The 26,930-nt window shown below is 60.6% G+C and carries 21 protein-coding genes; 14 read left to right on the forward strand and 7 right to left on the reverse strand.

Annotated features, from left to right (window positions below):
- Position 1: 1 nt before the first annotated feature.
- Positions 2-808 carry a glycosyltransferase family 2 protein gene (locus F0184_RS12205; protein ID WP_150496478.1) on the reverse strand — a complete coding sequence of 269 codons (807 nt, stop codon included), beginning with the start codon at positions 806-808 and terminating at the stop codon, positions 2-4.
- Positions 809-1,460: 652 nt separating this feature from the next.
- On the opposite strand from F0184_RS12205, the gene F0184_RS12210 reads away from it, so the two are divergent.
- Positions 1,461-2,627, forward strand: coding sequence for an acetyl-CoA acetyltransferase (locus F0184_RS12210; protein ID WP_150496479.1), 1,167 nt, complete (start codon positions 1,461-1,463; stop codon positions 2,625-2,627).
- Positions 2,628-2,674: 47 nt separating this feature from the next.
- Here the strand turns inward: F0184_RS12210 and F0184_RS12215 are convergent, their stop codons facing one another.
- Positions 2,675-3,178: an invasion associated locus B family protein gene (locus F0184_RS12215; RefSeq protein ID WP_150496480.1), complete on the reverse strand. Its 504-nt coding sequence runs from the start codon at positions 3,176-3,178 to the stop codon at positions 2,675-2,677.
- Between the two features lie 308 nt (positions 3,179-3,486).
- Here F0184_RS12215 and cysG point away from each other — a divergent pair, with 308 nt between their 5' ends.
- From cysG to F0184_RS12240, 5 genes are read left to right on the forward strand one after another with little or no spacing between them, the layout of a single operon-like run.
- Positions 3,487-4,950 (forward strand): siroheme synthase CysG, encoded by a 1,464-nt coding sequence (gene cysG, locus F0184_RS12220; RefSeq protein ID WP_150496481.1) that lies wholly within the window; start codon positions 3,487-3,489, stop codon positions 4,948-4,950.
- Between the two features lie 10 nt (positions 4,951-4,960).
- Positions 4,961-5,260, forward strand: a complete 300-nt coding sequence (locus F0184_RS12225; RefSeq protein ID WP_150496482.1) for a DUF2849 domain-containing protein — start codon at positions 4,961-4,963, stop codon at positions 5,258-5,260.
- 60 nt (positions 5,261-5,320) lie between these two features.
- A complete protein-coding gene (locus F0184_RS12230; RefSeq protein ID WP_150496483.1) occupies positions 5,321-6,982 on the forward strand; it encodes a nitrite/sulfite reductase in 1,662 nt (553 codons plus the stop codon).
- The gene (locus F0184_RS12235; RefSeq protein WP_150496484.1) at positions 6,966-7,733 is read left to right on the forward strand and encodes a phosphoadenylyl-sulfate reductase; all 768 of its coding nucleotides are present in this window, start codon (positions 6,966-6,968) and stop codon (positions 7,731-7,733) included. Before F0184_RS12230 ends, F0184_RS12235 begins: the two co-directional genes overlap by 17 nt.
- A gap of 14 nt (positions 7,734-7,747) precedes the next feature.
- A complete protein-coding gene (locus tag F0184_RS12240; protein WP_150496485.1) occupies positions 7,748-8,281 on the forward strand; it encodes a DUF934 domain-containing protein in 534 nt (177 codons plus the stop codon).
- A gap of 31 nt (positions 8,282-8,312) precedes the next feature.
- Here F0184_RS12240 and F0184_RS12245 read toward each other — a convergent pair whose 3' ends face one another.
- The 4 genes from F0184_RS12245 to F0184_RS12260 form a co-directional block, all read right to left on the reverse strand.
- Positions 8,313-9,455, reverse strand: a complete 1,143-nt coding sequence (locus F0184_RS12245) for an endonuclease/exonuclease/phosphatase family protein (protein WP_150496486.1) — start codon at positions 9,453-9,455, stop codon at positions 8,313-8,315.
- A gap of 99 nt (positions 9,456-9,554) precedes the next feature.
- Complete coding sequence (locus F0184_RS12250) at positions 9,555-10,949, reverse strand: aspartate aminotransferase family protein (protein ID WP_150496487.1); 1,395 nt, start codon at positions 10,947-10,949, stop codon at positions 9,555-9,557.
- 42 nt (positions 10,950-10,991) lie between these two features.
- A complete protein-coding gene (locus tag F0184_RS12255) occupies positions 10,992-12,395 on the reverse strand; it encodes a glutamine synthetase family protein (RefSeq protein ID WP_150496488.1) in 1,404 nt (467 codons plus the stop codon).
- 149 nt (positions 12,396-12,544) lie between these two features.
- Positions 12,545-13,246: a GntR family transcriptional regulator gene (locus F0184_RS12260; protein WP_208998454.1), complete on the reverse strand. Its 702-nt coding sequence runs from the start codon at positions 13,244-13,246 to the stop codon at positions 12,545-12,547.
- 247 nt (positions 13,247-13,493) lie between these two features.
- On the opposite strand from F0184_RS12260, the gene F0184_RS12265 reads away from it, so the two are divergent.
- The 8 genes from F0184_RS12265 to F0184_RS12300 all read left to right on the forward strand — a co-directional run bounded on the left by F0184_RS12265 (position 13,494) and on the right by F0184_RS12300 (position 22,342).
- Positions 13,494-14,888 carry a glutamine synthetase family protein gene (locus F0184_RS12265; RefSeq protein WP_244299149.1) on the forward strand — a complete coding sequence of 465 codons (1,395 nt, stop codon included), beginning with the start codon at positions 13,494-13,496 and terminating at the stop codon, positions 14,886-14,888.
- A 182-nt stretch (positions 14,889-15,070) separates the two neighbouring features.
- Positions 15,071-16,162 (forward strand): polyamine ABC transporter substrate-binding protein, encoded by a 1,092-nt coding sequence (locus tag F0184_RS12270; RefSeq protein ID WP_150496489.1) that lies wholly within the window; start codon positions 15,071-15,073, stop codon positions 16,160-16,162.
- 69 nt (positions 16,163-16,231) lie between these two features.
- The gene (locus F0184_RS12275) at positions 16,232-17,383 is read left to right on the forward strand and encodes an ABC transporter ATP-binding protein (RefSeq protein ID WP_150496490.1); all 1,152 of its coding nucleotides are present in this window, start codon (positions 16,232-16,234) and stop codon (positions 17,381-17,383) included.
- 9 nt (positions 17,384-17,392) lie between these two features.
- Positions 17,393-18,322: an ABC transporter permease subunit gene (locus F0184_RS12280; RefSeq protein ID WP_150496491.1), complete on the forward strand. Its 930-nt coding sequence runs from the start codon at positions 17,393-17,395 to the stop codon at positions 18,320-18,322.
- Positions 18,319-19,143 carry an ABC transporter permease gene (locus F0184_RS12285; protein WP_150496492.1) on the forward strand — a complete coding sequence of 275 codons (825 nt, stop codon included), beginning with the start codon at positions 18,319-18,321 and terminating at the stop codon, positions 19,141-19,143. Before F0184_RS12280 ends, F0184_RS12285 begins: the two co-directional genes overlap by 4 nt.
- Before the next feature lie 548 nt (positions 19,144-19,691).
- Complete coding sequence (locus tag F0184_RS12290) at positions 19,692-20,837, forward strand: GNAT family N-acetyltransferase (RefSeq protein ID WP_150496493.1); 1,146 nt, start codon at positions 19,692-19,694, stop codon at positions 20,835-20,837.
- A 163-nt stretch (positions 20,838-21,000) separates the two neighbouring features.
- Positions 21,001-21,696 (forward strand): CoA transferase subunit A, encoded by a 696-nt coding sequence (locus tag F0184_RS12295; RefSeq protein ID WP_150496494.1) that lies wholly within the window; start codon positions 21,001-21,003, stop codon positions 21,694-21,696.
- A gap of 16 nt (positions 21,697-21,712) precedes the next feature.
- Entirely contained in the window at positions 21,713-22,342 is a 630-nt protein-coding gene (locus F0184_RS12300) for a CoA transferase subunit B (protein WP_150496495.1), read from the forward strand.
- A gap of 240 nt (positions 22,343-22,582) precedes the next feature.
- Here the strand turns inward: F0184_RS12300 and F0184_RS20900 are convergent, their stop codons facing one another.
- The gene (locus F0184_RS20900; protein WP_244299151.1) at positions 22,583-26,839 is read right to left on the reverse strand and encodes an ATP-binding protein; all 4,257 of its coding nucleotides are present in this window, start codon (positions 26,837-26,839) and stop codon (positions 22,583-22,585) included.
- Positions 26,840-26,930: the final 91 nt, after the last annotated feature.

Consider the following 26,930-nt stretch of genomic DNA (forward strand, 5'->3'; position numbering starts at 1 on the left):
CTTACTGAGATTGCGCGGGACCGTTCAGACCCTTGTCCCCAGCCAGCCGTTTTTCGTGAACCTTGGCCACGCGCAGAAACCGTGCATGGGCATAGTTCACGCTCAGGATCAGGCCCCACCATCCGTATCTGAGATATCTGCGGACAAAATACGCCTTCAGGAAAGCAGCAGGAAATTCCGTCAGCAATCTCCAGCGCGGGAGCGTGCGTCCGCGGGCCGTCAGATCCGCAACTTGCATGTCTGAATAGCGGTTGTATTTGTCGACCTGAAACGTCAGCGAGCGGATGGACCGGTGCGCCATGATGCCGGACAGCGATTTCACCCGCGTGCCTTCGTCGGGGCGCACGGTGTCGTGGACCGTCGAATGGGAAAAGCGCCCTTTGGTGCGGTCGTAAAGCCGGATTTGATGATAGCCGTAGGCCCAGGGAGCGGGTTTGTCTTCATGGGCATAGACATCGCGGATCATGATCCGCCAGTGATCGGCGGATTTGTGGGTTCCAGTCTTGAACGCCGTTTGGATTTCCGCCGCCAGTTCCGGGGTCACTTCCTCATCCGCATCGAGGTTCAGCAGCCAGTCGTTGCGGCACTGGTCTTCGCCAAAGCGTTTCTGCGGTCCATATCCGGGCCACGGATTGGTGATGACACGGGCACCGGCCTGCCGGGCCCGCTCCACCGTTTTGTCCTCCGATCCGCTGTCGATGACAACAACTTCGTCAACCCAACCCGAAACACTGGCGATCGCGCGCGGTATCCGGTCCGCTTCGTTCCTGGCGATGATGAATGCGGAAAGCGGCAATCGATCGGTCATGGATATCCTCTGGTATGTCTGCGGCTGGCCGGAACCTTGACGACTGTCTAAATCACCGGGTGTTTATTCGGAACCGATTTCACGCCCTAGGCTGATCGCGTCTTGAGTGGCCGCGCATCTTTGGGCGTTTCAAACAAAACGCCCGAGGCGCGCGCCGCCCGGCTCACTATGTCAACGGGGGCGGCATTTGGAAAAGGGGACAGCATGTGGAAGACCTGTCGTTCAGGGCCGGGTTGACCATCGGCGGACAACACGGCGGAAGAATCGCCAATGCCGGAGGACGCGGTCTCGGCTGTCGCACCGCGCACGCGAAAAGGCCGGCCCTTGGAGGGACCGGCCAACTCGATTGAAACGATCAAAAATAGATCTGATGAAAACACTGGTCGAATACCGTCGGACAATGACACCCTTATGAAACCGTGTGATCGCGGGATATTATTCGACCGGACCGGCCGTTCTTTAGCTTGGAATAAAGGATCAAGTATATGTAATATATAAAGAAATATAGATTAAATTACGTTTTGGTCAAAATATCCTTGTCAAACCCAAGGCCAAGTGAAATCTTGTCGCCGGGAAATCTTGAAGATCCTTCGGGAAAAAGAACCTTCAGTGGCTGCGGCACGCTGTGCCGGGCGAGCGAGAGGAGCAACACATGACTGCTGCAATGGTTGGCTGGGCGCACTTGCCGTTTGGAAAGCACGCGGACGAAACGGTTGAAAGCCTGGTCGTCAAGGTTGCGACGGATGCGATCTCCGACGCGGGCATCTCGCCCGAGGATGTGGACGAAATCTATCTGGGTCACTTCAACGCCGGTTTCTCGGCCCAGGACTTCACGGCGTCGCTCGTGTTGCAGGCCGACGACGCGCTCCGGTTCAAGCCCGCGACGCGAGTTGAAAACGCCTGTGCCACAGGTTCGGCGGCTGTTCATCAAGGTGTGCGCGCGATCCGAAGCGGCGCGGCCCGGGTCGTCCTGGTCGTTGGCGTCGAGCAGATGACGACAACGCCGGGCCCGGAAATCGGCAAGAACCTGTTGAAGGCGTCCTACCTGAAAGAAGACGGCGACATGCCTGCCGGCTTTGCCGGCGTGTTCGGAAAGATCGCCGATGCCTATTTCCAAAGATATGGCGACCAATCCGATGCCTTGGCGGGGATCGCCGCGAAGAACCACAAGAACGGTGTCGGAAATCCCTACGCCCAGATGCGCAAGGACCTCGGTTTTGACTTCTGTCGCGCCGAAAGCGAGAAAAACCCGTTTGTCGCGGGTCCCTTGAAGCGGACCGATTGTTCTCTCGTCTCCGACGGCGCGGCCGCCATGGTGCTGACCGATACGGCCACGGCGCTGGGCATGAACAAGGCTGTCGCTTTCCGTTCGCTGGCCCACGTGCAGGATTTCCTGCCGATGTCGAAGCGCGACATTCTGAAGTTCGAGGGATGTTCAAAAGCCTGGGGCCAGGCCCTCGGCGACGCAGGCCTTGCGCTTGAGGACCTTTCATTCGTGGAAACCCACGACTGCTTCACCATCGCCGAACTCATCGAATATGAAGCGATGGGTCTGACAGCGGAAGGCGAGGGCGCGCGGGCCATCAACGAGGGCTGGACCCAGATGGACGGAAGGCTGCCGGTCAACCCGTCCGGCGGATTGAAGGCAAAGGGTCACCCCATCGGGGCAACCGGCGTCTCCATGCATGTCATGACGGCCATGCAGCTTTCCGGAGAAGCCGGCGATATCCAGGTGAGGAACGCGGAGCTCGGCGGCATCTTCAACATGGGCGGGGCCGCCGTGGCCAACTACGTCTCTATTTTGCAGGCCTTGAGATAGGCGCAAAGGAAGTGGCTGGGCGGACGGTCTTCCGCTCGCCACATCTTTCAGTCGATAGAGTCAATGGCCTTGGTGAAGCCTGTCAAAGGCAGTTCCAGCGTTTGGCGATTCCCCGCGGTTGTCGCAAAGTCAATCTGGAGCTTTCCGCCCGCCTTCATCGCGGAAATCAGGTCGTCTTCCGCCGCAACCTGAAGGAAGCATCCGCGATTGTCGCAAGTGGCGACATCCAGGTCCCGCAAACGGGTGCCATCAACGGCAAGTCCAAGCTTGCCCGGAAGATAGAAGCCGAGCGGTGCTTGTATAGCCAATACCGGCTGCTGGCCCTGCTGCGGGTAAATCACGTCGATCTTGAAAACAAGCTGTCCACCTTGCGTTGTCACCACCCGTTGTGTCGCCTGGCAGGTCAGATTTGACGTCTCGCGGACCGCGCCGTTACAGCTGGTTTCCCAGAAGACATCGTTTTGGGAGGTCTCCTGGCCATAGGCCGGGAACGAAGCCATGGCTGAAAAAAGGACGCTCGACAGTAGGGCAGTCTGAAATATAACGCGCATGTGGCAGTCACGACCGTCTGCAGGGAAGGGGAACGGTTACCGCATCTCCGGTGACCAAGTTGTGGCCCTTGGTAACGGTGTTGCTGCCGGGAAACAAGTTTTCCCTCTCGTGCGGCTCCACCGGCAAAGACCGGATTGCTCAACCTTCCGGGCGTGGTGGTTTGCATGCGAACCGCGCAGCGTTTTGGACGCAATCCGATCCTTCGAAAAAAATTTCGCTTTTGCATGCGGCTTTGGAAACCCGTGCCCGGCGGATCCTGCCCGACCTGCTTACGTTTGCAGATATGTTTGGGGAATGGAGAGCCGCCATGGCTGCACGCCGCGGAAACACTGAAAAGTCGCGCAAGCCGTCGGAACACCGTCTGGATGTTTTTCCCGCCTTCATGAAGGTGGCGGGCAAGCGTGTCCTCGTTGTCGGTCATGGCGGCGAGGCAGCGGCGAAGGTGCGCCTGCTGGGCGAAACCAATGCGCATATCGTGGTGATTGGCAAGGATATCGAGCCCGACCTGCAAGAGGCTGTTGATCTTTTCGAGGCCGAACATGTCGACAGCGATTTTCTGCCAAGGCATCTGACCGGCGCTGCCATGGTGTTCTCGGCGCGGGAGGACTGGGCCCTCGACAAGGCGGTCGTCGATGCAGCCCGGATCCTGGGCGTTCCTGTCAACGCGGTCGACAAACCCGAGCTCTGCGATTTTTACACTGGCGCGCTGGTGAACCGGGCGCCGATCGCCGTTGCCATCACGTCAACCGGCGTCGGCCCCGTGCTAGCCCGCCATATCCGGGCCCGGATCGAAGCCATGCTGCCGCGCTCCACGGGGCAGCTTGCCCGGCTGGCGGAAAGCTTCCGGGATGCGGCGGCGAAAGTCATCACGGACGGAAACCTGCGCCGGAACTTCTGGGCGCGGTTCTTTTCCGGCTCTGTCGCCACGAATGTGTTTGCGGGCAAGCCCGATGTCGCGCGCTCGGAAGCCCAGCGGCTGTTGAACGGGATGGCCGATGAGCCTGGTTTCGTCTGGCTGGTCGGTGCCGGGCCGGGTGCCGAGGATCTCTTGACGCTGCGCGCGCAGCGTTTGCTGCAGGAGGCGGATGTCATCGTGCATGACGCCCTTGTGCCCGCCGGCGTGGTCGCCATGGGCCGCCGGGATGCGGAGCGCGTTTCTGTCGGCAAGCGCAAGGGCGCGCATTCCGTGCCGCAATCCGAGATTTCGGAGCTGCTGGTTGAACTTGGCCGGGATGGCAAGAAGGTGGTGCGCCTGAAGGCAGGGGACCCGATGATCTTCGGGCGCGCGGCGGAAGAAATGGAGGCGCTTCGCGCCGGTGGGATCGGCTTTGAAATCGTCCCCGGCGTTACGGCTGCCTTTGCGGCAGCGGCGTCCGCGCAGATCCCGCTGACCTTGCGCGGTGTTGCGTCCAATCTTGTTTTTGCCACCGGGCACAACGCCAAATCCGAAACCCTGCCGGATTGGGCGGGGCTGGCGCTGAAAGGTGCGACCGTTGCCGTTTACATGGGCCGGACTGTTGCTGCCGCCGTTGCCGACAAGATGATCGGCGCAGGTCTTCGCCCCGAGACGCCGGTGGCGGTGATTGAGAACGCCGCGCACCCGGACGAACGGCAGTTTGCCGGCACGCTGTCCGATCTCTCGGCGCTTTCGAACCGCGCGGAAATCGACGGACCCGTCCTGATTGTCATTGGCGAGGCCGTCGGCCACGCCGCCCTGGAACAAGCCGAGCCTTTGGGTCTCGCGCCTATGGCTGCTGTTGCGGCGGCTTAAGGAGAGAGAAATGAAAGTGATTACCGCCAATCGACTTCTGGATGGCGACGTCGTCTGGCTTGGCGCGGGCAACGCCTGGGTGGAGCGGATCACCATGGCCGAGGTTTTTGAGGGCAAGGACGCCGTTGCAGGCGCCTTGGCGACCGGTGCGGCTGCGGAAAAAAACCAGGAAGTCGTTGGGGTCTACGATACGGACGTCACGCTTGAAAACGGCGTCATCACACCAAAGCGCCTGCGGGAGAAAATCCGAGCGGCCGGACCGACCACGCACCCGAATTTGGGCAAGCAAGCACAGGCCGTTTCTGCCTGATCCATCCGTTTGAAGACATGGCAGCGCCGGGCACCGGCAGCGCCCGAAGGAGACGCAAAAATGTACCGCTACGACGAATTTGACGCCAGTTTCGTCACCCAGCGCACCGAACAGTTCAAGGATCAGGTCCGCCGCCGTCTGGCCGGCGAACTGTCTGAAGATGAGTTCAAGCCGCTGCGTCTCATGAACGGCCTGTACCTTCAGCTTCACGCCTACATGCTGCGGGTTGCCATTCCCTATGGCACGCTCAATGGCCGCCAGATGCGCAAGCTGGCGCATATCGCGCGGACCTATGACAAGGGCTACGGTCACTTCACGACCCGGCAGAACATCCAGTTCAATTGGCCGAAGCTGGAGGATACCCCGAAGATCCTCGAGGAGCTGGCGGAAGTGGAGATGCACGCGATCCAGACCTCCGGCAACTGCATCCGGAATGTGACCGCAGACCATTTCGCGGGCGCGGCCGCCGACGAGATCGCCGATCCGCGTCCCTATGCCGAGATTCTGCGCCAGTGGTCGTCGCTCCACCCGGAATTCTCGTTCCTGCCGCGCAAGTTCAAGATCGCGATCACCGGCGCGCCGCACGACCGCGCTGCGGTTCAGGTTCATGATATTGGCCTGCAACTGACCCGCAACGAGGCCGGTGAGATCGGCTTTGAGGTCTTCGTGGGTGGTGGCCTCGGCCGCACCCCGATGATCGGCCGTAAAGTGCGTGAATTCCTGCCGGAAGAAGATCTGTTGGCTTATTCCGAGGCGATCCTGCGCGTTTACAACCGTTACGGCCGCCGGGACAACAAGTACAAGGCGCGCATCAAGATCCTTGTTCACGAAACCGGTCTGGAAGACCTGAAGGCAGATATCGAGGCGGAATTCGAAAAAATCCGCTTCGGTGTTTTGCTCTTGCCCGAAGAGGAAGTCCGGCGCATCGAGGCCTATTTCGCCCCGCCGCCGTTGGAAGTCCGGGCCGAAACGTCCGCCGCCGTGGATGCGCGCCGCAAGAGCGATGCGGCTTTCGCGCAGTTTGTCGCGCACAATCTCAATCCCCACCGGGTGCCGGGCTATACGTCCGTGACGCTCTCGATGAAGCCGATCGGCGGCATCCCGGGCGATGCGTCGGACGCACAGATGGACGTGATCGCGGATCTGGCTGAACAGTTTGGCCATGATGAAATCCGCATCTCCCATGAGCAGAACGTGATCTTGCCGCATGTGAAGCTGGACGATCTGCCGGCCCTGTTTGACCGGCTTGTCGCGGCCGGCATCGCGGAAGGCAATGCCGGTCTCATAACCGACATCATTGCGTGCCCCGGCATGGACTATTGCGCGTTGGCCACGGCTCGCTCCATCCCGGTTGCCCAGCGGATATCGGAGCGGTTCGGAACGCCCGAGCGCCAGGCGGAGATCGGCGAACTGAAGATCAAGATTTCCGGCTGCATCAACGCCTGTGGTCACCACCATGTGGGGCACATTGGCATTCTCGGCCTGGAGAAGAAGGGGGAGGAATTCTATCAGGTCACGCTTGGCGGCTCGGCCAACGAGAACGCCTCCATTGGCGAGATTATTGGTCGCGGCTTCTCGTCGGAAGAGGTTGTCGATGCCATCGAGAAGCTGGTCGACACCTATCTGGGTCTGCGCCAGACGAACGAAGAAACTTTCCTGGAAGCCTATCGCCGGGTCGGTGAAGCGCCGTTCAAGGAGGCTCTCTATGGTGTTGATGCCTAGTCTGACCGCGGCCCACGACCCGGACCTTGGTCTTGGCGCAGAAGCCCGATTGCTCAACGCCAGGTTCGAAGGGGCCGATGCGACGGACATCCTGAAGGCAGCAATCCGCGAACATTTCAGCGGAGAAATTGCCCTGATTTCGAGCTTTGGGGCCGATTCCTCGGTGCTGTTGCACATGGTGTCGCAAATCGATCCGGCGACTCCGGTGGTGTTCATAGACACCGGCAAGCTGTTTCCAGAGACACTGCGCTACCGGGACCGCATGATCAGCCGACTTGGACTGACGGACGTGCGTTCCGAACTTCCGGCCGAGGCTGATCTGTCGGAAAAAGATCCTGGTGGAATGCTCTGGATGAGCGATACGGATGCCTGCTGTCATATCCGTAAGGTTCTGCCTTTGGAGAGGGTCTTGGGCGGGTTCTCCGCCTGGATCTCGGGCCGGAAGCGCCACCAAAGCAACACGCGGGCCGTGCTGGATGTTTTTGAGGCCGAAGGCGGGCGCATCAAGGTCAACCCGCTGGCGGCATGGTCCGCTGACGACGTGTTGTCCTATGCCAAGACCCATGACCTGCCGCCGCATCCCTTGGTCGCGCAGGGCTACCCGTCCATCGGGTGTTTGCCCTGCACGAGCAAGGTCGCGCCCGGCGAGGACCCGCGCGCCGGGCGCTGGCGCGGACAAGACAAGACAGAGTGCGGCATTCACCGCCCGGCTTCGGAAGATGAACCCGGTGGCAGTGGTATTCAGGAGTGAAGGGACGCGATCCGATGACAACGATCTACAAGGACGGCAGCTTTTTCCAGGAAGACTGGCAACGGCTTGAAATTGAAGCGGCCCTGCCGGTCTCCGGGACCGTTCTGGTGCCGCTTGGGCGGTTCCTGGAGGATCCGTCAGCCTTGACCGAGCGGACCGAGCCGTTCGGCGTTCTGATCGAACCCGCCGACAAGGTCGAGCACCTTGCGCCCTACTTGGGCCGCATCCCTCTCGTGGCCGTGGTTTTTCCGAGCTTTTCGGATGGCCGCGGATTTTCGGCGGCGCGTATCCTGCGCGAGCAGATGGGGTATGAAGGGGATATCCGGGCAGTGGGCGCTTACATCCTCGATCAGATGCCGCTCGCGCGCCGCTGCGGGGTGACCAGTTTCGAGATCACCAAGCCGGAAGTCCTGAAGGCCTTGAGGGCCGGGGAGTGGCCGGAAGTTACCAAATATCTCCAGCCGGTCGAAACGGTCGAGGAAATTCCAGAAGGCACCCGTCCCTGGGCACGCCGGTCGGCACGGGAGTTCCGGGACGCTGCCGAGTGAAAGGGCGCCGGGCCCGTTTCGAGGGGACGTCCTAACCGTCCTGGCCGCTCTCCACACGAAGGCTACCCGTCACCGGAAAATGGTCGGAATAGCCCTTTCCTGATGCCGGGTCGAAGGCTTTCGGCCGGACACGGTGGCGGGGCGCATCGCCGGGCAGGCTCGAGTTGGTCCACATGACCTTCGGTGCGGCGATGGCAAAGTCATCCTCGACCATCTGCAATCCGGACAGGCCAAGCGCCAGGCCGCGGGAAACGATCATCTGATCGAACATCTGCTTGGACCGTTTGTGATCGCGCGGTGAAAAAAAGATGGTTCCCGCGCCGGACACCCCAAGAGGGCCCCAGGACAGATTGTAAAGGTCTGCCTCCTGGCCGACATAGCGTGCGACGTCCGATTTTTTCCGCTTTTGGGGATCCGGGTTCAGCCGGTCGTCCTGGGGCAGCTTCATCTCCTCCTCGATACCGTCGAGCGAATTGGAGGCTCGCAGCTCCGCCATGACGGAGCGGTTGAACGGGTCGTCGTTCAGATCGCCCATGATCAGGATGTTCCGGTTCCAACGCGCCTTCATGTCGTCGAACAGCGGTTCAAGGTTCTCTTCGGACAGGAGGGTCTCAAGGTCGAGCTTCAACTGCGCATCGACAAGCCGGCCCAGATGCGAGGCGACCGCGATCCGGAACGCCTCGCTGCCTTCCGCGTTGCCGCGCCGGGATGGCCAGTGGGTGACATAGACGACAAGCTCCGCGCCGTTTGATTTTACACGAAGCGGGACTTCGAAGATATCGCGCGTCGGATAGCGGAAATGCACGAGATGCCCGACCGGGTCGCCGTTCAGATCGAACTGGTTCGCGGAATAGATGAGACCGCAGTCGATCCCGCGAATGTCCGCGCTTTCGTCCGAGGCAATGACCAGGTCTGTCCGGTTCAGCGCGGCATTGAGTCCGTCGGCCAGCCTCTGCAGCAGGGCCTCATTCTCGATTTCGCACACGCCCAACAGGTCCGGCCCTGTGCCGTCGAACAGCCCGGCCAGCACCTCGATCAGGTTCTCGAACTTGGCGTCGACAGCTTCCGGCGTCCAACCGGCGGCGGGCGTGAATTCGAGATCCGCTGCAATCTCGCTTTCTGTTGTATCGAACAGGTTCTGCAGGTTCCAGAATGCAATTTTCAGCGTGTCCATCGCGCTTTCCTCCCGTCATGCGGGAAGTCTGCCAGAGGAGCCGGAGGCAACAAAGTGATGGTTTTATGACTGCCGGGAAAATACCGCGCGCGAGGGGGCTTATCCCATCCAACCATCGCGCTTCAGGATCCGGTAGGTGTCGTTCAAGGTCTTTTCGGCCGTGGCGACGAGGAAATCGGCCTCTTCATGGGAAAGGACCAGCGGCGGCGAAATGATCATGCTGTCGCGCACCGCGCGCATGACCAGCCCGTTCTCGAACGAGATATCCCGGCAAAGCAGCCCCGGGACGCCGACATCCTTGAAGCGTTTGTGGCGGTCGGCCTTGTCAGGAACGAGTTCCAGCGCGCCCACGAGGCCGGTCATGCGCGCTTCTCCCACCAGCGGGTGGTCAGCCAGTTTCAGCCAGCGTTCCTTCAGATAGGGGCCGATGTCGTTCGCAACGCGCTCGACCAGTCCCTCGCGCTCGATGATCGCAAGGTTCGCAAGGGCTGCGGCCGCGCAGGCGGGATGGCCGGAATAGGTATAGCCGTGATTGAAATCACCGCCCTTTCCGACAACGCCCTCCGCAACCCGGTCTGAGACCAGAACACCGCCCATGGGCAGATAACCAGAGGTAAGACCCTTCGCGATCGGCATCAAATCCGGTTCAATCCCGTAATAGTCCGAACCGAACCAGCGCCCGAGCCGCCCAAAGCCGCAAATGACCTCGTCGGCGACAAAAAGGATATCGCGCTCCTTCAAGATCCGCTGGACTTCCGGCCAGTATGTGTCCGGCGGGATGATGACGCCTCCGGCGCCCTGGATCGGCTCGGCGATGAATGCGGCGACCTTGTTCTCGCCAATTTCGTCGATGGCCTTCTCCAATTCCCTGGCCGCATGAAGTCCGAACTCGTCCGGACTCATGTCTCCGCCTTCGCCAAACCAGTAGGGCTGGTTGATATGGTGGACCCCGGGGACCGGCAGGTCGCCTTGGGCGTGCATGGCTTTCATCCCGCCGAGGCTGGTGCCGGCGAGGGTCGAGCCGTGATATCCGTTCCAGCGGCTGATGATCACCTTCTTGTCCGGCTTGCCCATCTGGTCCCAGTAGTAACGCACCATGCGGAACACGGTGTCATTGGCCTCGGACCCGGACGAGCAGTAGAAAACCCTGTTGATATGCGGGGGCGCCAGTTCTGCGAGCTTCCTTGAGAGTTCGATCGCCGGCGGGTGGGTCGTCTTGAAGAATGTGTTGTAGTAGGACAGTTCAACCATTTGCTTGTGAACGGCATCGGCGATCTCGGTCCGGCCGTGCCCAACCTGCACGCACCACAGGCCGGCCATGCCGTCCATGATCCTGTTTCCATCCGAATCGGTCAGCCAGACCCCGGTCGCGCTCGTGATGATCCGGCTGCCTTCCTGGTTCAGCGCCTTCATGTCCGAGAACGGATGCAGATGGTGTGCCGCGTCCATCTCTTGCAGCGCCTTGGTCGGATAGATGTTGGATTGCACCGTCATGGCAAAGTCTCCTGTCCGCGCGAAGCCGCGGACAATGCGGGGTTAAACGTTGAGCAGCAGGTATTCGCGTTCCCAGGGGCTGATGACGGACATGAAGGTCTCGAATTCCTCGTATTTGATCGCCCGGTAGGTGGCGACGAACTTCTCGCCGAAGATGTCGAGAATGTCCTCGTTCTTTTCGAAAAGGCTGACGGCTTCCGGCAAGCCGCGCGGCAAGGACTTTGCCAATCCGCTGCAGTCGTCACTCTTCGGAGTATCCGGTGTCAGGCCCTTGACCATGCCCAAATAGCCGCAGGCAAGGGACGCGGCGATGGCCAGATAAGGATTGCAATCGGAGCCGGGAACCCGGTTTTCCAGTCTTCGGGACTGGGGATCGGAAAACGGGACCCGGAGCCCGACCGTCCGGTTGTCGTAGCCCCAATACACGTTGACCGGCGAGGTCGAGTTGCGCGCAAAGCGCCTGTAGGAGTTCACGAACGGGGCCATGATGCATGTGACGAATGGCAGATACGCCTGATGGCCGGCGATGAAGGAGAGGAATTCGGGCGTTTCCGCCCCGTCCGGCTCGGAGAAGATGTTCATGCCGGTTGTGGAATCAAGGACCGACTGATGAACATGCATCGCAGATCCGGGCTGGTTGGACATGGGCTTGGACATGAATGTCGCATACATGTCGTGCCGCAGGGCGGCTTCCCGGATGGTTCGTTTGAATAGGAAAACCTGGTCGGCGAGCGCGAGAGGTTCGCCGTGCCGCAGATTTATTTCCATCTGCGCGGCCCCTTCCTCGTGGATCATGGTGTCGATCTCGAGGCCCTGCCGCTCCGAAAGGTCGTAGATGTCGTCGATGAGGTCGTCGAATTCGTTCAGCGCGGAGATCGAGTAGGACTGGCGTCCGACCTCCGGGCGGCCCGACCGGCCTGTGGGCGGCTCAAGCGGGTAGTCCGGGTCCGTGTTCGGTTTGACGAGATAGAACTCGATCTCCGGGGCGACGACCGGTTGCCAGCCTTTTTCCTCATAGAGCTTCAAGATCCGCCGCAGGACGTTGCGCGGTGCGGTCTCAACCGGCTTGCCCTCCCGGTTGAAGGCGTCATGGATCAGTTGGGCGGTGGGATCCGTTTCCCACGGCACGGAGGTCAGGGTCGAATAGTCGGGCCGGAAATAAAGGTCGCCGTCGATCGGGTTGTGCTGGAACCGCTCGTCGTCTTCCGGATATTCCCCGGAGATGGTCTGGGCGAAGATCGAGGCCGGCATGGTCATCACCGGACCGGAAAAGAATTTTTCCGTCGGCATCATCTTGCCGCGCGCCACCCCGGCCAGATCGGGCACGATGCATTCGATGTCTTGAATGTTCCGGGCGCGCAACCAGGCGAAGGCAGCCTCCCCGTCGGGGACGCCCAGAAGATTGTCCGTTGTTGAACTTGTGGCAGGGGGCGTACTGTCGGTCACTGGATTGGCTCCGGTTCAGCAGGGGCAGGGCGATTTCGTTCTACACCAGGTTTGCAGATGACGGTCGGCAAGGCCTGAAGGCGGGGAGAACAAATCGGAATGCGCGTCTGCGTCTCTGCTTTTCTTCGTAGTTTGTGATCACAAAATTTTCAAGGGTTGATCGCTTCGAGCCCCCGCCGGCCGAGCATACCCATCCCTTCGGTGATGTCCGCCGCGATGGCGCCGCGCAAGGCCCCGGCATCCCTGTCATGGACCGCTTTAATGGCTTCCTTGTGCCAGTCAACCAGGCTTGAGGTGCCAACACGTCCGTAAACCGTCCGCATGTAAGGCGCGAATTGCAGCCAGAGGCTTTCCGTGAGCGGCAAAAGGATTTGAGACCGGGCTGCCTTGTAGATCTCGAAATGGAAGGCGTGGTTGAGAAACATGTAGCCTTCCGTGTCCCCGCTTCCCAGGCTGGCATCCAGGGCGTCGTCGAGTTCCTTCAGGCGCGAGGCTTCCGTCTTTCCAAGTTTCGGCAACGCCATTTCCGCGAGTTCCGGTTCCAGAAGAAGGCGGGCCTTCAGGATTTCCGAGAAGCGCGGGGCTGTCATTTCCGGAACTTGCACCCGGCCATTCAGCCGGATCTCAAGGGCGTTCTCCGCCGCGAGGCGTTGGATGACCTCGCGCACCGGCATCGGACTGACGCCGAGGTCCTTGGCAAGGCCGCGAAGGGTCACGGCTTTGCCGGGGATGAAACGGCCTGTGAGGAGCGCGGTCCGCACCGCCTGTTCCACTTGAAGGCGGGTGCTTGTCCGCGGACGCGGATCGGCGGACATTGCTGCAGGATGAAGCTCCCCATCACGATCTGACATGCCCTTTTTCACCTTGCAGCTGTCTTGCCGTGTGGACGCCTTGACCGGCCTTGCCCTTCGCGGATCAACCGGCACGTATGCTTGACACGCTTTTCAGAAAGTGATCACAATTTTATCTCGAGTTCAATTGCCGCTTTTTCGAGCCGGTGTTTGCCGAACGGTCACGGTCGATGCGGCCGGCCTGCCGGCCAGATAAACACGGCCAGACAAACAGAAGGATCGCGCCAGATCATGAGGAGCGCACAACGTGTCGACGGCTGACCTCCCGCACCATGATGTCGAGCACCCGGCCAAGCCGGGTTGGCAGCTCGGTTTTGAAGCCTTCATGTCCGAGCATCCCGACCTCGATACGCTTGAAGTCATCTTGCCGGATACAAACGGCGTTTTGCGGGGAAAATGGTTGCCGGGATCGGCGCTGAGAAAGGTGTTTGAGCAGGGGGTCGCGTTTCCCTTCTCGCTTTTCGGGCTGGATGTTTGGGGGCGCGAGGTCGAGGCAACCGAACTCCATATCGAAACCGGGGACAAGGATGGCCTGTGCTGGCCGATCCCCGAAACCTTGAAGCTCGTTCCGTGGGTCGACCGGAAAACGGCTCAGGTCCTCTTGTCGATGTACCACCGGGACGGTGCGCCGTTTTTCATCGATCCACGCCATGTCCTGGAGCGCATGATCTCGCGGATTTCGGATGAACTGGGGGTCACGGCCACCTGCGCGTTCGAGCTGGAGTTTTATTTCTTCGAAGAAAGCGATGGCGATTGGACGGAGCAGCCAAAACCGCTTTTTTCCACCCATCTTGGTCCGGCGCGGCAAAACATGTACGCACTGTCCGATCTGGAGGCCCTGCTTCCAGTCGTCGATGATTTGCGCGCCGCCTGCGAGATCCAGGGGATTCCCGCCGATGCCGCGGTGTCCGAAGCGGCGCCGGGACAGTTCGAACTCAACCTTCATCACAGGCGGAATCCCCTGCTGGCGGCGGATGACGTGGTCATGCTCCGGCGGCTCGTGGCGGGCGTGGCCCGGCGCCACCAACTCAAGGCCTCGTTCATGGCCAAGCCCTATGTGGAATGGCCGGGCAACGGCATGCATGTCCATGTGTCGATGGAAAAAGGCGGCAAGAACATCTTCGCCGAAGGTGATAAAGGGCGCGAACGCCTGGGGCACGCAATCAACGGATTGCTGGAGACGATGCCCGAAGCCTTGTTGCTCTTCACATCCACATTCAACGGCTTCCGCCGGATGCAGCCGGGCTCCTATGCGCCCACTTCGATTTGCTGGGGATACGACAACCGGTCCGTCGCCTTGCGGGTTCCGGCCAGCAGCCCGGAAGCGGCGCGGATCGAACACCGCATCGCGGGTGCTGACGCCAATCCTTATCTGGTTCTGACCGGAATTCTGGCCGGCATGCTTGAGGGCCTGACGGCCAAAGTGGATCCGCCGGCTCCGGTGATCGGCAATGCTTACGAGAAGAAGCACAAGCGCTTGACGCCCTGGATGGATGAGGCGATCGACGCGTTTGTGGATTCCGAACGGATGAAGCGCGCCGTCGGTGCCGACATGCACAAGGTTCTGGGCGAGATCAAGAAAGAGGAATTGAACGAATTCGGGCGTGAAATTTCGGCCCTGGAGCGTCAGACATATCTTTAGCTGCCTGAATTTTCAGCGAAAACAGATGGTAGAACGCTGCATATTCGATCATTACCCGTTTGACCGGAAGGGGCCGACGGTGGCAGGGTAAAGACAGCAGGAATAGCGCCTGAAAAAATGCGGCGGGCCAGAAGGAAAAGACCAAGAACGACCGCCAAACCTTCTCGAATGGAGTGACAGGAATGATCAAGGGTTTGATGACTGGAGTTGCCGCCTTCGCTTTGATGGCAGGCATGGCGCACGCGCAGGACCGGAAGGTCAACGTCTACAATTGGTCCGACTACATCGACGAATCGATCCTCACGGACTTCACGGCCGAGACCGGGATCGATGTTGTCTACGATGTGTTTGACAGCAACGAGATTCTTGAGACGAAACTGCTTGCCGGCGGCACGGGTTACGACGTCGTCGTTCCGACCGGGACCTTCCTGTCACGGCAGATCCAGGCGGGCGTCTTCATGCCGCTGGACAAGTCCAAGCTTCCCAATCTTTCGAACATGTGGCCCGACATTGAGGAGCGTGTCGAGAAATACGATCCCGGCAATGCCTATTCCATCAACTACATGTGGGGCACGACCGGCATCGGGATCAATGTGGAAAAGGTGAAGGAAGCGCTCGGCGCGGACGCCCCGCTGGATACGTGGGACATCGTGTTTGATCCCGAGCAGTTGCAGAAGCTTCAGGGATGCGGCGTTCACATGCTGGACGCGCCGGCGGAGATGATCCCGGCAGCCTTGAACTATCTCGGTCTTGATCCGAACAGCAAGGACGTCGCTGATATCGAGAAGGCCGGTGAACTTCTGAAAAGCGTGCGGCCCTATATCCAGAAATTCCATTCGTCCGAGTATATCAACGCCCTTGCGAATGGGGACATCTGCCTTGCCGTCGGCTGGTCCGGTGACATCTTGCAGGCCCGTGACCGTGCGGCGGAAGCCGACAACGGGGTAACTGTTGAGTACATCATTCCCAAAGAGGGAGCACAGATGTGGTTCGACCAGATGGCGATCCCGGCCGATGCACGAAACAAGGAAGAGGCACACGAGTTCCTGAACTACATCATGCGTCCCGAGGTGATGGCGAAAGCCTCAAACTACGTCTACTACGCGAACGGGAATGCGGCCTCGAAAGAGTTCCTGAATGACGACGTGATCGGCGACCCGGCGATTTATCCGTCGGACGAGACCGTTGCCAATCTTTTCACGGTAACCGCCTACGATCCGCGTATCCAGCGTGTGGTGACCCGGACATGGACCGCGGTGAAGAGCGGCCAGTAATCCCTTGCCTGGCCCCGCGCGCAACGCGGGGCCATTCCATTGTCAAGTCGAGCGGACGAGGGCAAGGCCTTGGCCAAAAAAGCGATTGGGCCGGTACGCCGGAGTTTTGCACCGTGGGAAGACCCGTCCGCGGTGCCCTTCATAGAGTTTCGCAACGTCACCAAGCGTTTTGGGGATTTCACAGCGGTCAACAACCTGAGCCTCAAGATCTTTGAGCGGGAGTTTTTCGCTTTGCTCGGGGGGTCGGGCTGCGGCAAGACGACGATGATGCGCATGCTCGCCGGCTTCGAAACGCCGACCCAGGGCCAGGTGCTGCTTGCGGGGCAGGACCTTTCCGGTGTGCCGCCCTACCGGCGGCCCGTGAACATGATGTTCCAGTCCTATGCCTTGTTCCCGCATATGAGTGTTGAAGCCAACATTGCCTTTGGCTTGAAGCAGGACAAGATGGGCAAGGCGGATATCGAGGCACGGGTGGCTGAAATGCTCCGTCTGACCAAACTCGAACCCTTTGCCAAGCGAAAACCGCATCAATTGTCCGGTGGCCAGCGCCAGCGTGTGGCCTTGGCCCGGTCATTGGCCAAGCGGCCGAAGGTCCTGCTTCTGGATGAGCCTCTGGGCGCACTCGACCGCAAACTGCGCGAAGAGACTCAGTTCGAACTCATGGATCTTCAGGAAGAGCTGAAGATGACCTTTCTCGTGGTGACCCACGACCAGGAGGAGGCCATGACAATGGCCGATCGGATCGCGGTCATGGATGCTGGGGAGATCGTTCAGGTGGCAACGCCCCCGGAGATTTACGAAGCTCCCAATTCCCGGTTCGTGGCCGACTTTATCGGCGATGTGAACATGATCGAGGCGAAGGTCATCGAGACCTCCGAAGACGGCACGCGCCTTCAAGCGGCAAGCGCTGATTTCGTCATTCAGACGACCAGCGAAACGACGGCACGGCCGGGCGACACGGTATGGTACGCGATCCGGCCGGAAAAGGTCCGGCTTGTCGCCGGTGACACATCGCCGTCGAACATCAACGCCGCCGCCGCCGTCGTTTGGGACATTGCCTATCTTGGTGATGTCTCGATTTTCAACGCGCGGATCAACGAGACCGACGTCCTGCGCTCGACCGTGACGAACGCGACGCGGCTGGTGGAGCGGCCGATTACCTGGGACGACCGGGTGATCTTGAGCTGGGACCAGGATGCCGGTGTCATCCTGACGAAATAGGAGGCGGGCTTGAACGAGGCACCTGCGTCGAAAAAAACGAAACGCAGTCTGGGCGGATGGGCACTGATTGCGGTCCCCTATTTCTGGCTGTTCCTTTTCTTCCTGACCCCTTTCTTTATCGTCTTTAAGATCTCGCTGTCCCAGATCGCGGTTGCGATCCCCCCGTATTTCCCGACTTTTGATCTCGCCGAAGGCTGGGACGCCTTCTGGGAGAACATCGCCCTTCTGTCATTTGAAAATTATGTCTGGCTGACCCAGGACGATCTTTATTGGAAATCCTACCTCTCCAGCGTGACCATCGCCGGCATTTCAACGATTATCACCCTTTTGATCGGCTACCCCATCGCCTACGCAATGGCGCGCAGTCCAAGAGCTTGGCGGCCGACGCTCTTGATGCTGATCATCCTGCCGTTTTGGACGAGTTTCCTGATCCGGGTTTACGCATGGATCGGCATCTTGAAGAACGAGGGCCTCTTGAACCAGTTTCTGCTGATGCTGGGCGTGATCAATGAGCCGCTCACGATCCTCAACACCAACATCGCCGTCTATATCGGTATCGTCTACTCTTACCTGCCGTTTCTGGTCCTGCCGCTCTATGCGAGCCTGGAGAAGCTGGACGAAAGCCTTCTGGAAGCGGCGGAGGACCTTGGATGCCCGCCTTGGCAGGCTTTCTGGAAAATCACGCTTCCGCTGTCCATGCCCGGTGTCATTGCCGGCTGCTTTTTGGTCTTTATCCCCGCCGTGGGCGAATTCGTGATCCCCGATCTTCTCGGCGGCTCGGATACCTTGATGATCGGCAAGACGCTTTGGGTCGAATTCTTCGCAAACCGCGATTGGCCGGTGTCTTCGGCCGTGGCCGTGATCCTTCTGTTGATCCTGGTGATCCCCATCGTGCTCTTTCAGAACCACCAGCAGAAAATCGCGGAGAAACAGCAATGAGGAACGGGCCCACCTGGTTCAATGTCACATCGCTGGTTCTTGGATTTGCATTTCTCTATCTGCCGATCGTGCTGCTCGTGATCTTCTCCTTCAACGAATCCCGCCTCGTGACGGTTTGGGGCGGGTTTTCCACGAAGTGGTATGTGGAGATGTTGCGCAACGATCAGCTGATCGACGCGTTCTGGGTCACGATCAAGGTGGCGTTCCTGTCGGCCTCGGTGGCAACGGTGCTGGGCACAATGGCGGCCCTCGTGCTTGTCCGCTCGGGCCGATTTGCCGGACGGTCCCTGTTTTCCGGGATGATCTTCGCCCCGCTCGTCATGCCTGAAGTGATCCTGGGTCTGTCCTTGCTCTTGTTGTTTGTCTCCATGGACCAGGCGAGGGGTTTCTGGACGGTGATGCTGGCGCATACGACCTTTGCCATGTGCTATGTCGCGGTTGTTGTGCAGTCCCGTCTCGTCGGCTTCGACAAAAGCATCGAGGAAGCCGCCGAAGATTTGGGATGCCCGCCGGTGCGAACCTTCTTTCTGGTGACCCTGCCGATCATCCTGCCCGGGGTGATTGCCGGCTGGATGCTCGCCTTCACGCTCTCCCTCGACGATCTGGTGATTGCCAGCTTCACCACCGGACCCGGTGCCACGACGCTGCCGATGAAGATCTACTCGCAGGTCAGACTTGGTGTGACGCCTGAAATCAATGCCGTATGCACGGTCCTGGTGGGCTTTGTCACGATCGGCGTGATCGCTGCGAGCCTCGCCACAAAGCGCCAGCATTTGCAGAGGGAAAGGGACGAGCGCGCGGCGATCGCCAATGCAGACTAGTTGCATCTGTCGACGAGCCTGGATCCTCGTGATCAACCGCAGCAGGAAAAGGTGCTCGAACATCTTGAAACGGAGAGCAATGTTCCCGGCGAGATTGGAGCATGCCGCTTCAACCTGATCGAGGATTGGCTGCCTAAAAAGGGTGCGCCCCATCTGGGCTTGACAGATGCAGTCAGCGCAGGCCGCAACCTTTCGTACATCGTTAGGAGTTTTCAGGCTATAAGCGCTTTGGTTGCGAAACTTAGCTGAGGTTGATTTTGTTTGGGTCTTTCTGGTCTGATGTAGGTGATGAAGCCGCGCGGCATTTCCTCGATTTTTCAAGTCATTTACGGCAGAGCGGCAGGCAGCGGGCGCAACGCCTGGAAGTCGGTGGACCGATGGCAGGCTGTGTCAGCGTGATTGAGCGGGCAGGCCGTCCGCCCTCAACCCGCATTCGCTCATGAGCGCGTCCTTGCCCGCCTCAAAACAGTGTTACACTGGGGGCAGTATTCTGCGTTTTGCATCTGCGAGGGGTCTGCTGCGGATTGGCCTCCCTAAAGTCGCATATCATGTCCCCGGGCGCTGAAGAAAGCAACGGTCCCGAGGCGCTGTCCAGTGGAACTGGGCTTCACATTGTGCCGCATGACAAGCCGTCCCCGGACACGATGCGCCATCTTTGGGAAACCCTTGGAACCGGGGCGGCCTGGTCCCCGTTTCAGTCTCCTGGTTTCCTCAACTGCTTTCAGCTAGCCATGGTCCCCGCGGTTCGCGGGCATCTGTCCGTTCTTGAGGTACGCCGGGAAGGGTCGTCCGATCCCTTGCTCCTCGTCCCCGTGCTCCGCCGCCGCCGCGGTCCTTTTCGGATCGCGACGTTTCCGGATCTCGGCGTTGCCGATCAATGCGGCCCCGCGATCGCAAGGGCGGGCGAAGCCCTCTCCATGTCTGGCGAGGAGTTCCTGGAGGCGATCCTTTCACGCCTGCCGGACACGGATCTCTTAGAGATCCGGAACATGCCGGGCGCTATCGGGGGGATGCAGAACCCGTTGGCTGCGCACCCCCTGGCGAGGCCGGTGATTTCAAATCTGGCGCTGGATCTGCAAGGCAAGGGCGATGCGTCGGCCTGGCGGCGCAAACGCGTCTTCAAGCAGATCCGCAGCAAATGGAAGATGCTGCGCGGCTCCGGGGTCGAGTTCGCCGAGTGCCGAACGGCGTCAGAGCAGCGCGACCTGATCGATGACATCCTCCAATTGCGTCAACGCCGGTTCCAGGCCCTTGGCCGGTTTGATACCTGTCAGTTGCCGGAACGCCAGGCCTTCTATCGTGCCTTGACGGAACTGGCTGAGCCGGACAATCCGACCCGCGGCTTTGCGCTTCGTTGCGGCGATGAAACGGTCGCCGGGCTTCTGCTTCTCGAGCATGGCGACATGGTCAATCCCGTGCTGATTTCTATCGGCGCGGAGAACTGGCAGCGTTATTCACCCGGCATCGTTTTGATGGGGCAAGCCATTCGCCACGCGGAAGCCCGCGGAAAACGGTGGTTCATTTTCGGGACTGGGCTGCAGGACTACAAATACCGCTTCGGCGGCACAGCCTTCCCGATGAGCGATCTTGTTGTGCCGCTCACATCCGCTGGCGAGTTGTATCTTTATCTCCGGCGATTGAAGCAAATTCGCAAGGACCTGGAAGCAACCCTGCCGGTGTTCTCACGGTCTTGACCCCCGCTCCGGGAGGCCAACCGCCGGCAACTCTCTTTCGGTCAACGCCTTTCATTCTCCCTGCCTCATTTCATGGATCGGCAGTCTGCGCGGACTTGACGCCGGTGTTGCCGCCGGTCATTTTGCGGCGCAACCAGCCGAGGTAGCTTTTCGGGAGAACAGAATGAACAAGATATATGCGGATGCGACATCCGCGTTGGAAGGTTTGGCGTTTGACGGCATGACGGTCATGGCCGGGGGCTTTGGATTGTGCGGTATCCCGGAAAACCTGATCGTCGCGCTGCGCGAGACGGGCGCGAAGGACATCACGGCGATTTCAAACAATGCCGGCGTGGATGATTTCGGTCTGGGCTTGCTGCTTCAGACCCGTCAGATCAAGAAGATGGTGTCTTCCTATGTCGGGGAGAATGCGACGTTCGAAAAGCAATATCTGAACGGTGAACTGGAGCTCGAGTTCAACCCGCAAGGAACTCTGGCCGAGCGCATCCGCGCGGGTGGCGCTGGCATACCCGGCTTCTACACCAAAACGGGCGTCGGCACGCTGATCGCCGAAGGCAAGGAACACAAGGATTTCAACGGCGAAACCTACATCCTTGAAACCGGCCTCGTGGCGGACTTGTCGCTTGTCAAGGCTTGGAAAGCCGACAAGGAAGGCAACCTGATCTACCGCAAGACCGCGAGAAACTTTAACCCCATGATGGCCACCGCCGGCAAAACCACCGTGGTCGAAGTCGAAGAACTGGTTGAGGTTGGCGAGATCGACGCGGATCAAATCCACACGCCTGGCATTTTTGTCGACCGGATCGTGGTTGGATCGTTTGAAAAACGGATCGAAAAACGAACCACACGGGCAGCCTGAGGACGGGAAACAGAAAATGGCATGGACACGCGATGAAATGGCCCAGCGGGCCGCAAAAGAGCTCCAGGACGGCTTCTACGTGAATCTGGGCATTGGCATCCCGACCCTGGTGTCGAACTACATTCCCGAGGGCGTGCACGTGACGCTGCAGTCCGAAAACGGAATGCTCGGAATGGGTCCGTTCCCCACTGAGGATGAAGTGGATGCGGACCTGATCAACGCGGGCAAGCAGACAATCACCGAACTGCCGCAGACCAGCTATTTTTCCTCAGCGGACAGCTTCGCCATGATCCGGGGCGGGCATATCGACCTGTCAATTCTGGGGGCGATGGAAGTCTCCGAGAAAGGCGATCTGGCCAACTGGATGATTCCCGGCAAGATGGTCAAAGGCATGGGCGGTGCCATGGATCTGGTCGCCGGTGTCAAGAAGGTCGTCGTGATCATGGACCACCAGTCCAAGGCAGGGGATCCGAAACTGTTGAAGGAATGCACCCTGCCTTTGACCGGCGTGGGCTGCGTTGACCGGATCATCACCAATCTGGGTGTGTTCGACGTGGTTGAGGGCGGCCTGAAGATTGTCGAACTCGCCAACGGGGTTAGCGAAAGCGACGTGAAAGACGCCACGCAGGCAACCTTGGTTGCATAATTTGGGAGCCCTCACGCCCGCTGGCTGAAAATCGCCCAGCACAAACTCCGGCACGGAAGCTGAGCGCCGGGGTTCTTGGGAAAACATGAGCGGGGATGCTTTGCGTCTCCGCTTTTTTTGGCTGTGCTTGCTTGATCCGTGCACCGGGGATGGTTCCGTCACCGGCTCTTGTGGCCGACAGGTGGGCGGATGGTGTTCCCCCACCCCCGGCGGTCCCTGACAGCGGTCCCCATCTTTGTCCTACTCCGACAGCACCCGCTGTATAGGGAACTTGATCTCCACCATCGTTCCGTGATCCGGCGTGGATTCGATCCGAAATTCGGCCCGGTTGGCTTCCACAAGAGCCTTGGTCAGCGGAAGCCCGAGGCCGGATCCGCTTTCCAGTCGGGAGGTGTGAAGCTGCCGGAACGGCTCCAGCGCCGCGGCCAGGTCACTGGCGCTCATGCCCGCGCCTGTGTCCCGCACCCGAAGAACGACTTCGCCCGTATCGTCAAGCGCCGTGGAGACGATCGCTTGCCCGCCGGATTTATTGAACTTGATCGCGTTCGACAGCAGGTTGAGCAGGATTTGCCGCACCGAGCGGGCATCCGCCACCACATTCGGCACCGCATCCGGCAGGCTTGCACGAATGATGACCCGCTCCCGGTTCGCCTGCGGCTGCATCAAAGCCACGCATTCCCGGACCACATCGTTCAGGGACACCGCTGTGTAGCGGAGATCCATCTTGCCGGCCTCGATCTTGGACAGATCGAGCAAATCGTTGATCAGGCTCATGATATGGGCACCGGAAGTGCGGATATCCTTCAGGTACTCCTTGTAGCGGTCGTTGTTGATCGGCCCGAACCGCTCGTCCATCATCACTTCGGAAAAGCCGATGATCGCGTTCAGCGGGGTCCGGATCTCGTGGCTGATCTTGGCCAGAAAATCTGACTTCTGCGAACTGGCGTTCTCGGCCTGGTGCTTGGCTTCCGTCAGTTCTTCCTCGGCGGTTTTCCATTGCGTTATGTCACGCAGGACAGCGCAGAGTTTCTTGTCGCCCCCATCGCTTTCGACCCGGCCGATTGTCATGAACAGCGGTACCAGGCCCCCTTTCGCCACCTGCCCGAGCACTTCCCGGCCATCGTTCAAAATGCTTGCCACGCCGCTATGCGCCAATCCATCCAGATAGTCGGAGGCTGCGCGATGGCTTTCGGGAGCGAGAAAGCTCAGCAGGGATTCCCCCACCATGTCGGCCCGGCTTGCGTTGAAAAGCGCTTCGGCGGACCGGTTCACCTTCAAGATCACACCGTCCGGGCTGAGAACCAGAACGCCGTCCGTTGCCGTCTCCAAAATGGTGTCCATCTGGGCGATCAACCGGCGGGCGCTTTCCAGGTCGTCTTTTCCCTTCTGCGGGAGGACCGGTTCCGCTTGCGGCCTTTCGATCAAGGAGAACATCAACCCGCGCCCGCCATTCCAGGGCACGGAATGCATGCGGGCATCAACGGCCTTCAGCCGTCCATCGGCCAGCCGCGCCTTCAAGCAGCCGTCGATTGTGTCGTCGAAGCCTTCCATATCCGGCAACGCGGTCTCGTCTTCCTCGGCGAATATGGCTTCGAGCCCGCCGGCTTCGCTGAGGGCGGCAAGTGATGGATATCCGAGGAACTCGAGAAGCGTTTCATTGGCGTAGAGGATCTCGCGATCCCGGGCAATCGCGATCCCGATCGGCAAGCGATCAAGCAGAACCGGATCGATCGGACCGGACGGCTGCGGCGCCGGGTCGACATACTCCAGCTCCAGATCCTCTTCCATCATCTGGAAATCCGACAGGTCACCCTCGAAGCGCGCGCCGAGGGCTTCGGCGATCTTCTTGAACGCGGCAAGGTCGGGACGCGACAGCGCGGACGTATCCACCGGGACGAGACGCGGGGCTCCACCGGAAATAGGGACAATTTTTCCGCCGTCGTCATCAAGAATGACGGTCTCGGGTGAGGGTGCGTCCTGCGCGGGGTCGGGGCCGTCCAGCCCATCGACTGTCTCAGCCGGTGGCAGGGCCTCGTCTTCAGCCGTCTCGTCGAGCGCCGTGGCGGTCTGGTCTATGGGGTCGCCAACGCCTTGCGCTTCGGCAAGCGGTGGATGCTCCTCCTTGTCCTGGGGATCGTCGAAAAGGCCGGAAGGAGACCGGCGCCGGACCTCGAAGGATTTGGCGAGGGAACGGACGGCCGTTTCGATGTCCTTTGGTCCCAGAGCGGCTGAACTGGCGATGCCCTGTCCGGTATCGCTTTGTTGCGCCGGTTCGGTCGATGGATCGGCCGCAGTGGCGCCGGCCTCGTCGATCCCGCCCGCGTCGTCTTCATCTTCCAGGGTTTCGTCGTCCGGGGACATGTCTTGATCGGGTTCCGGCGCGGCGTCAGGTGACTTGTCCACCACCGGCGGGCTTTCCCCTCCCGGTCCGCTGCCGGCTTCCAGTTCCCCGACCGTGCCGTCCTGTGCCGTGTTGCCCGGTCCCGTGTCCGGCGTCTCGAACAGGTCGCCTGCCGGGGGCTCGTCTGCAATCCTGGAGCCGTCCGCCTGATCTGTTCCGTCCGCATTGGCGTTGGGTATCTCTGCGTCTGAAGCGGCTTCGGACAGCAGCATCTGGGCCGGGGTCTGGGTCTGGGCCAGATGCGGCCAGCGCACGGGCGCCCGATCCGGCGTCAAGCTTTCCAGAAGGGCAGCGGCACGGGCTCCAATGGCTGTCTTGTCGCTATAGGCCGTTCGTTCCGGATTGTCCGGGATCAGTGCATGCCCCGGCACCGGAGGGGCCGGTTCGGTCTGCTGTCCGGTGGTCCCGGTTTCCGGATCTGCCGGGTCCGGGCCTACTGTCTGTGGCATTCCGGTTTCTGGGATTTCAGCCGCTGCGTCCTCTGGGTCCTCAGCGTCGGCCTTTGTGTCCTCAGCCCCCACCTCAACTGCAGCCTCAGCCTCTAGGCCTGTCTGTTCCGGACCGTCGTCCCAGACTTCACGATCTGGACGATCGGCCGGCTCGTCCCGGTCGACAGCTTCGTCTCCCGCCGGCGGTTGCTGCCCTTCGGATATCAATCCTGGTTCGTCGGCTTCCCGTGTGTCCTCACCGCTCTGCGTTTCGAGCAGGGATGGATCGGGGTTTTCCCCCGGTGGGACCGTCACTTGAGCCGGTTCTGGCGCTGCTTCAGGCGTTTCGGCTTGGCCCTCGGCGGCGAGTTCGTCGGGACATGCCCCGCTCTTGCCGGGTCCGGATGCCGCTGAAGTCTCACCGGCCGGTTCGCCCGCCGCCGGGACTGGCTGGGTCTCCTCCTCCAGGAAAAACGGGCCGTCCGGATCTTCCTTCGCGTCGGCCGTGCGGCAAACGCCGAAGCCGCGATAACCTTCAAATCTGCGTTCCCGGTCGAAGGCCGGCAGGGCGGCCATGTCGACAGGGATCCGCAGGGCATGATCGGTCACCGGCCAGTAGACCGTCTTGCCGGACCAGGTGTCGCGCCGGTTCAAGGCATGGGCAATCACGCCGCGGCCGTCCACGCCAAACGCGTCCCGGACCTCTTGCCAGGTTTTTCCCACGATTGCCGCCGCGGCGGGGCCGAGCGTTTGCGCGAACTCGTCGGAAACGAATGTGAACCGCTGATCGATGTCCATCTTCCAGGCAAAGCGGATCGGCCGTTTTCCCGCCTTGAACCGAAACGGCTCACGACCTGCTGGCATATCGGAGGCGGTGTCCGGTCCCGGGCAGTCGTCTGCAGTGTCCACTCCGGCCGGCAGCGGCCCGTCCGGGACGTCTGGTGTTTCCTCCGCGGTGCCGTGTTCCGGGTCCGGCAACGTCAGACTATCTGTCACAAGGCCGTCGTTCTGGCCCGCTTCAGGCTCGTCCTGTGAGGCGGGAAGAGGCGTGTTCTCCCAAACCGCAAGCCGTTCGCCGGTGTCGATCTGGGCCACGATCGCAGGGTGCCGTTGGCTGCCGATATCGAGTGCGAGGCGCGCGGTTTTGCCCTCAAGCTCGATGTCCGCGATATCGGGCCATTCTTCCGCCTGCCCTTCGATCAGGGACGCCTTGCCGCCGGCGGGCGACAGGAAAACGCTGCGGGCGCGGCCGGCCAGCAGCTTGAGATAGCCCGTCAACGGATCGCCCGCCGTCATGAGGCCTTTGTCGGCACTGATGATCAAGGCGGCCGATCGGCCTTCGGCCAGTTCCAGTTTCTGGCAGTGGCAGGTCAGCAGGATGACGCGCAAACCCCGGTAGAACCGGAGCCGATCGTTGCTCATGCGGTCGGTGCTACCGGTTTCGGCAATTCGCGAGATGTGCGGGCGGGCGGGAGATTTCAGCAGGCCGGTCAAACTGGCGAGATCGGCGGCGTCCCGAATTCCCATAAAAGCGGCCCCCGCAGCATTGCTCCACAACACCCTTGCCCCATCGGCAGAGAACACCCAAGCCGCTCGCCTGTCCTCGGCCAGCACCGCGATGTCCGGCCGGGCGCCGAGTTCCACGAAGGTGGAAATTACAGGGTCCATGCGTCAGCTCCACAAGGCTGTTTGAAGGTGATCCGACCAAGCGCATGCCGAAGGCGCCACCCGTGTGGTAAACATCACGTTAATACAAGGA

It is taken from the genome of Roseibium aquae (assembly GCF_008711285.1).
Taxonomy (GTDB): domain Bacteria; phylum Pseudomonadota; class Alphaproteobacteria; order Rhizobiales; family Stappiaceae; genus Roseibium; species Roseibium aquae.

Excerpts from the sequence above, each read along its gene's own strand:
- F0184_RS12205 (WP_150496478.1), bottom strand. The coding sequence starts at position 808 with ATGACCGATCGATTGCCGCTTTCCGCATTCATCATCGCCAGGAACGAA.
- F0184_RS12210 (WP_150496479.1), top strand. The coding sequence starts at position 1,461 with ATGACTGCTGCAATGGTTGGCTGGGCGCACTTGCCGTTTGGAAAGCAC.
- F0184_RS12215 (WP_150496480.1), bottom strand. The coding sequence starts at position 3,178 with ATGCGCGTTATATTTCAGACTGCCCTACTGTCGAGCGTCCTTTTTTCA.
- cysG (WP_150496481.1), top strand. The coding sequence starts at position 3,487 with ATGGCTGCACGCCGCGGAAACACTGAAAAGTCGCGCAAGCCGTCGGAA.
- F0184_RS12225 (WP_150496482.1), top strand. The coding sequence starts at position 4,961 with ATGAAAGTGATTACCGCCAATCGACTTCTGGATGGCGACGTCGTCTGG.
- F0184_RS12230 (WP_150496483.1), top strand. The coding sequence starts at position 5,321 with ATGTACCGCTACGACGAATTTGACGCCAGTTTCGTCACCCAGCGCACC.
- F0184_RS12235 (WP_150496484.1), top strand. The coding sequence starts at position 6,966 with ATGGTGTTGATGCCTAGTCTGACCGCGGCCCACGACCCGGACCTTGGT.
- F0184_RS12240 (WP_150496485.1), top strand. The coding sequence starts at position 7,748 with ATGACAACGATCTACAAGGACGGCAGCTTTTTCCAGGAAGACTGGCAA.
- F0184_RS12245 (WP_150496486.1), bottom strand. The coding sequence starts at position 9,455 with ATGGACACGCTGAAAATTGCATTCTGGAACCTGCAGAACCTGTTCGAT.
- F0184_RS12250 (WP_150496487.1), bottom strand. The coding sequence starts at position 10,949 with ATGACGGTGCAATCCAACATCTATCCGACCAAGGCGCTGCAAGAGATG.
- F0184_RS12260 (WP_208998454.1), bottom strand. The coding sequence starts at position 13,246 with ATGTCAGATCGTGATGGGGAGCTTCATCCTGCAGCAATGTCCGCCGAT.
- F0184_RS12270 (WP_150496489.1), top strand. The coding sequence starts at position 15,071 with ATGATCAAGGGTTTGATGACTGGAGTTGCCGCCTTCGCTTTGATGGCA.
- F0184_RS12285 (WP_150496492.1), top strand. The coding sequence starts at position 18,319 with ATGAGGAACGGGCCCACCTGGTTCAATGTCACATCGCTGGTTCTTGGA.
- F0184_RS12290 (WP_150496493.1), top strand. The coding sequence starts at position 19,692 with ATGTCCCCGGGCGCTGAAGAAAGCAACGGTCCCGAGGCGCTGTCCAGT.
- F0184_RS12295 (WP_150496494.1), top strand. The coding sequence starts at position 21,001 with ATGAACAAGATATATGCGGATGCGACATCCGCGTTGGAAGGTTTGGCG.
- F0184_RS12300 (WP_150496495.1), top strand. The coding sequence starts at position 21,713 with ATGGCATGGACACGCGATGAAATGGCCCAGCGGGCCGCAAAAGAGCTC.
- F0184_RS20900 (WP_244299151.1), bottom strand. The coding sequence starts at position 26,839 with ATGGACCCTGTAATTTCCACCTTCGTGGAACTCGGCGCCCGGCCGGAC.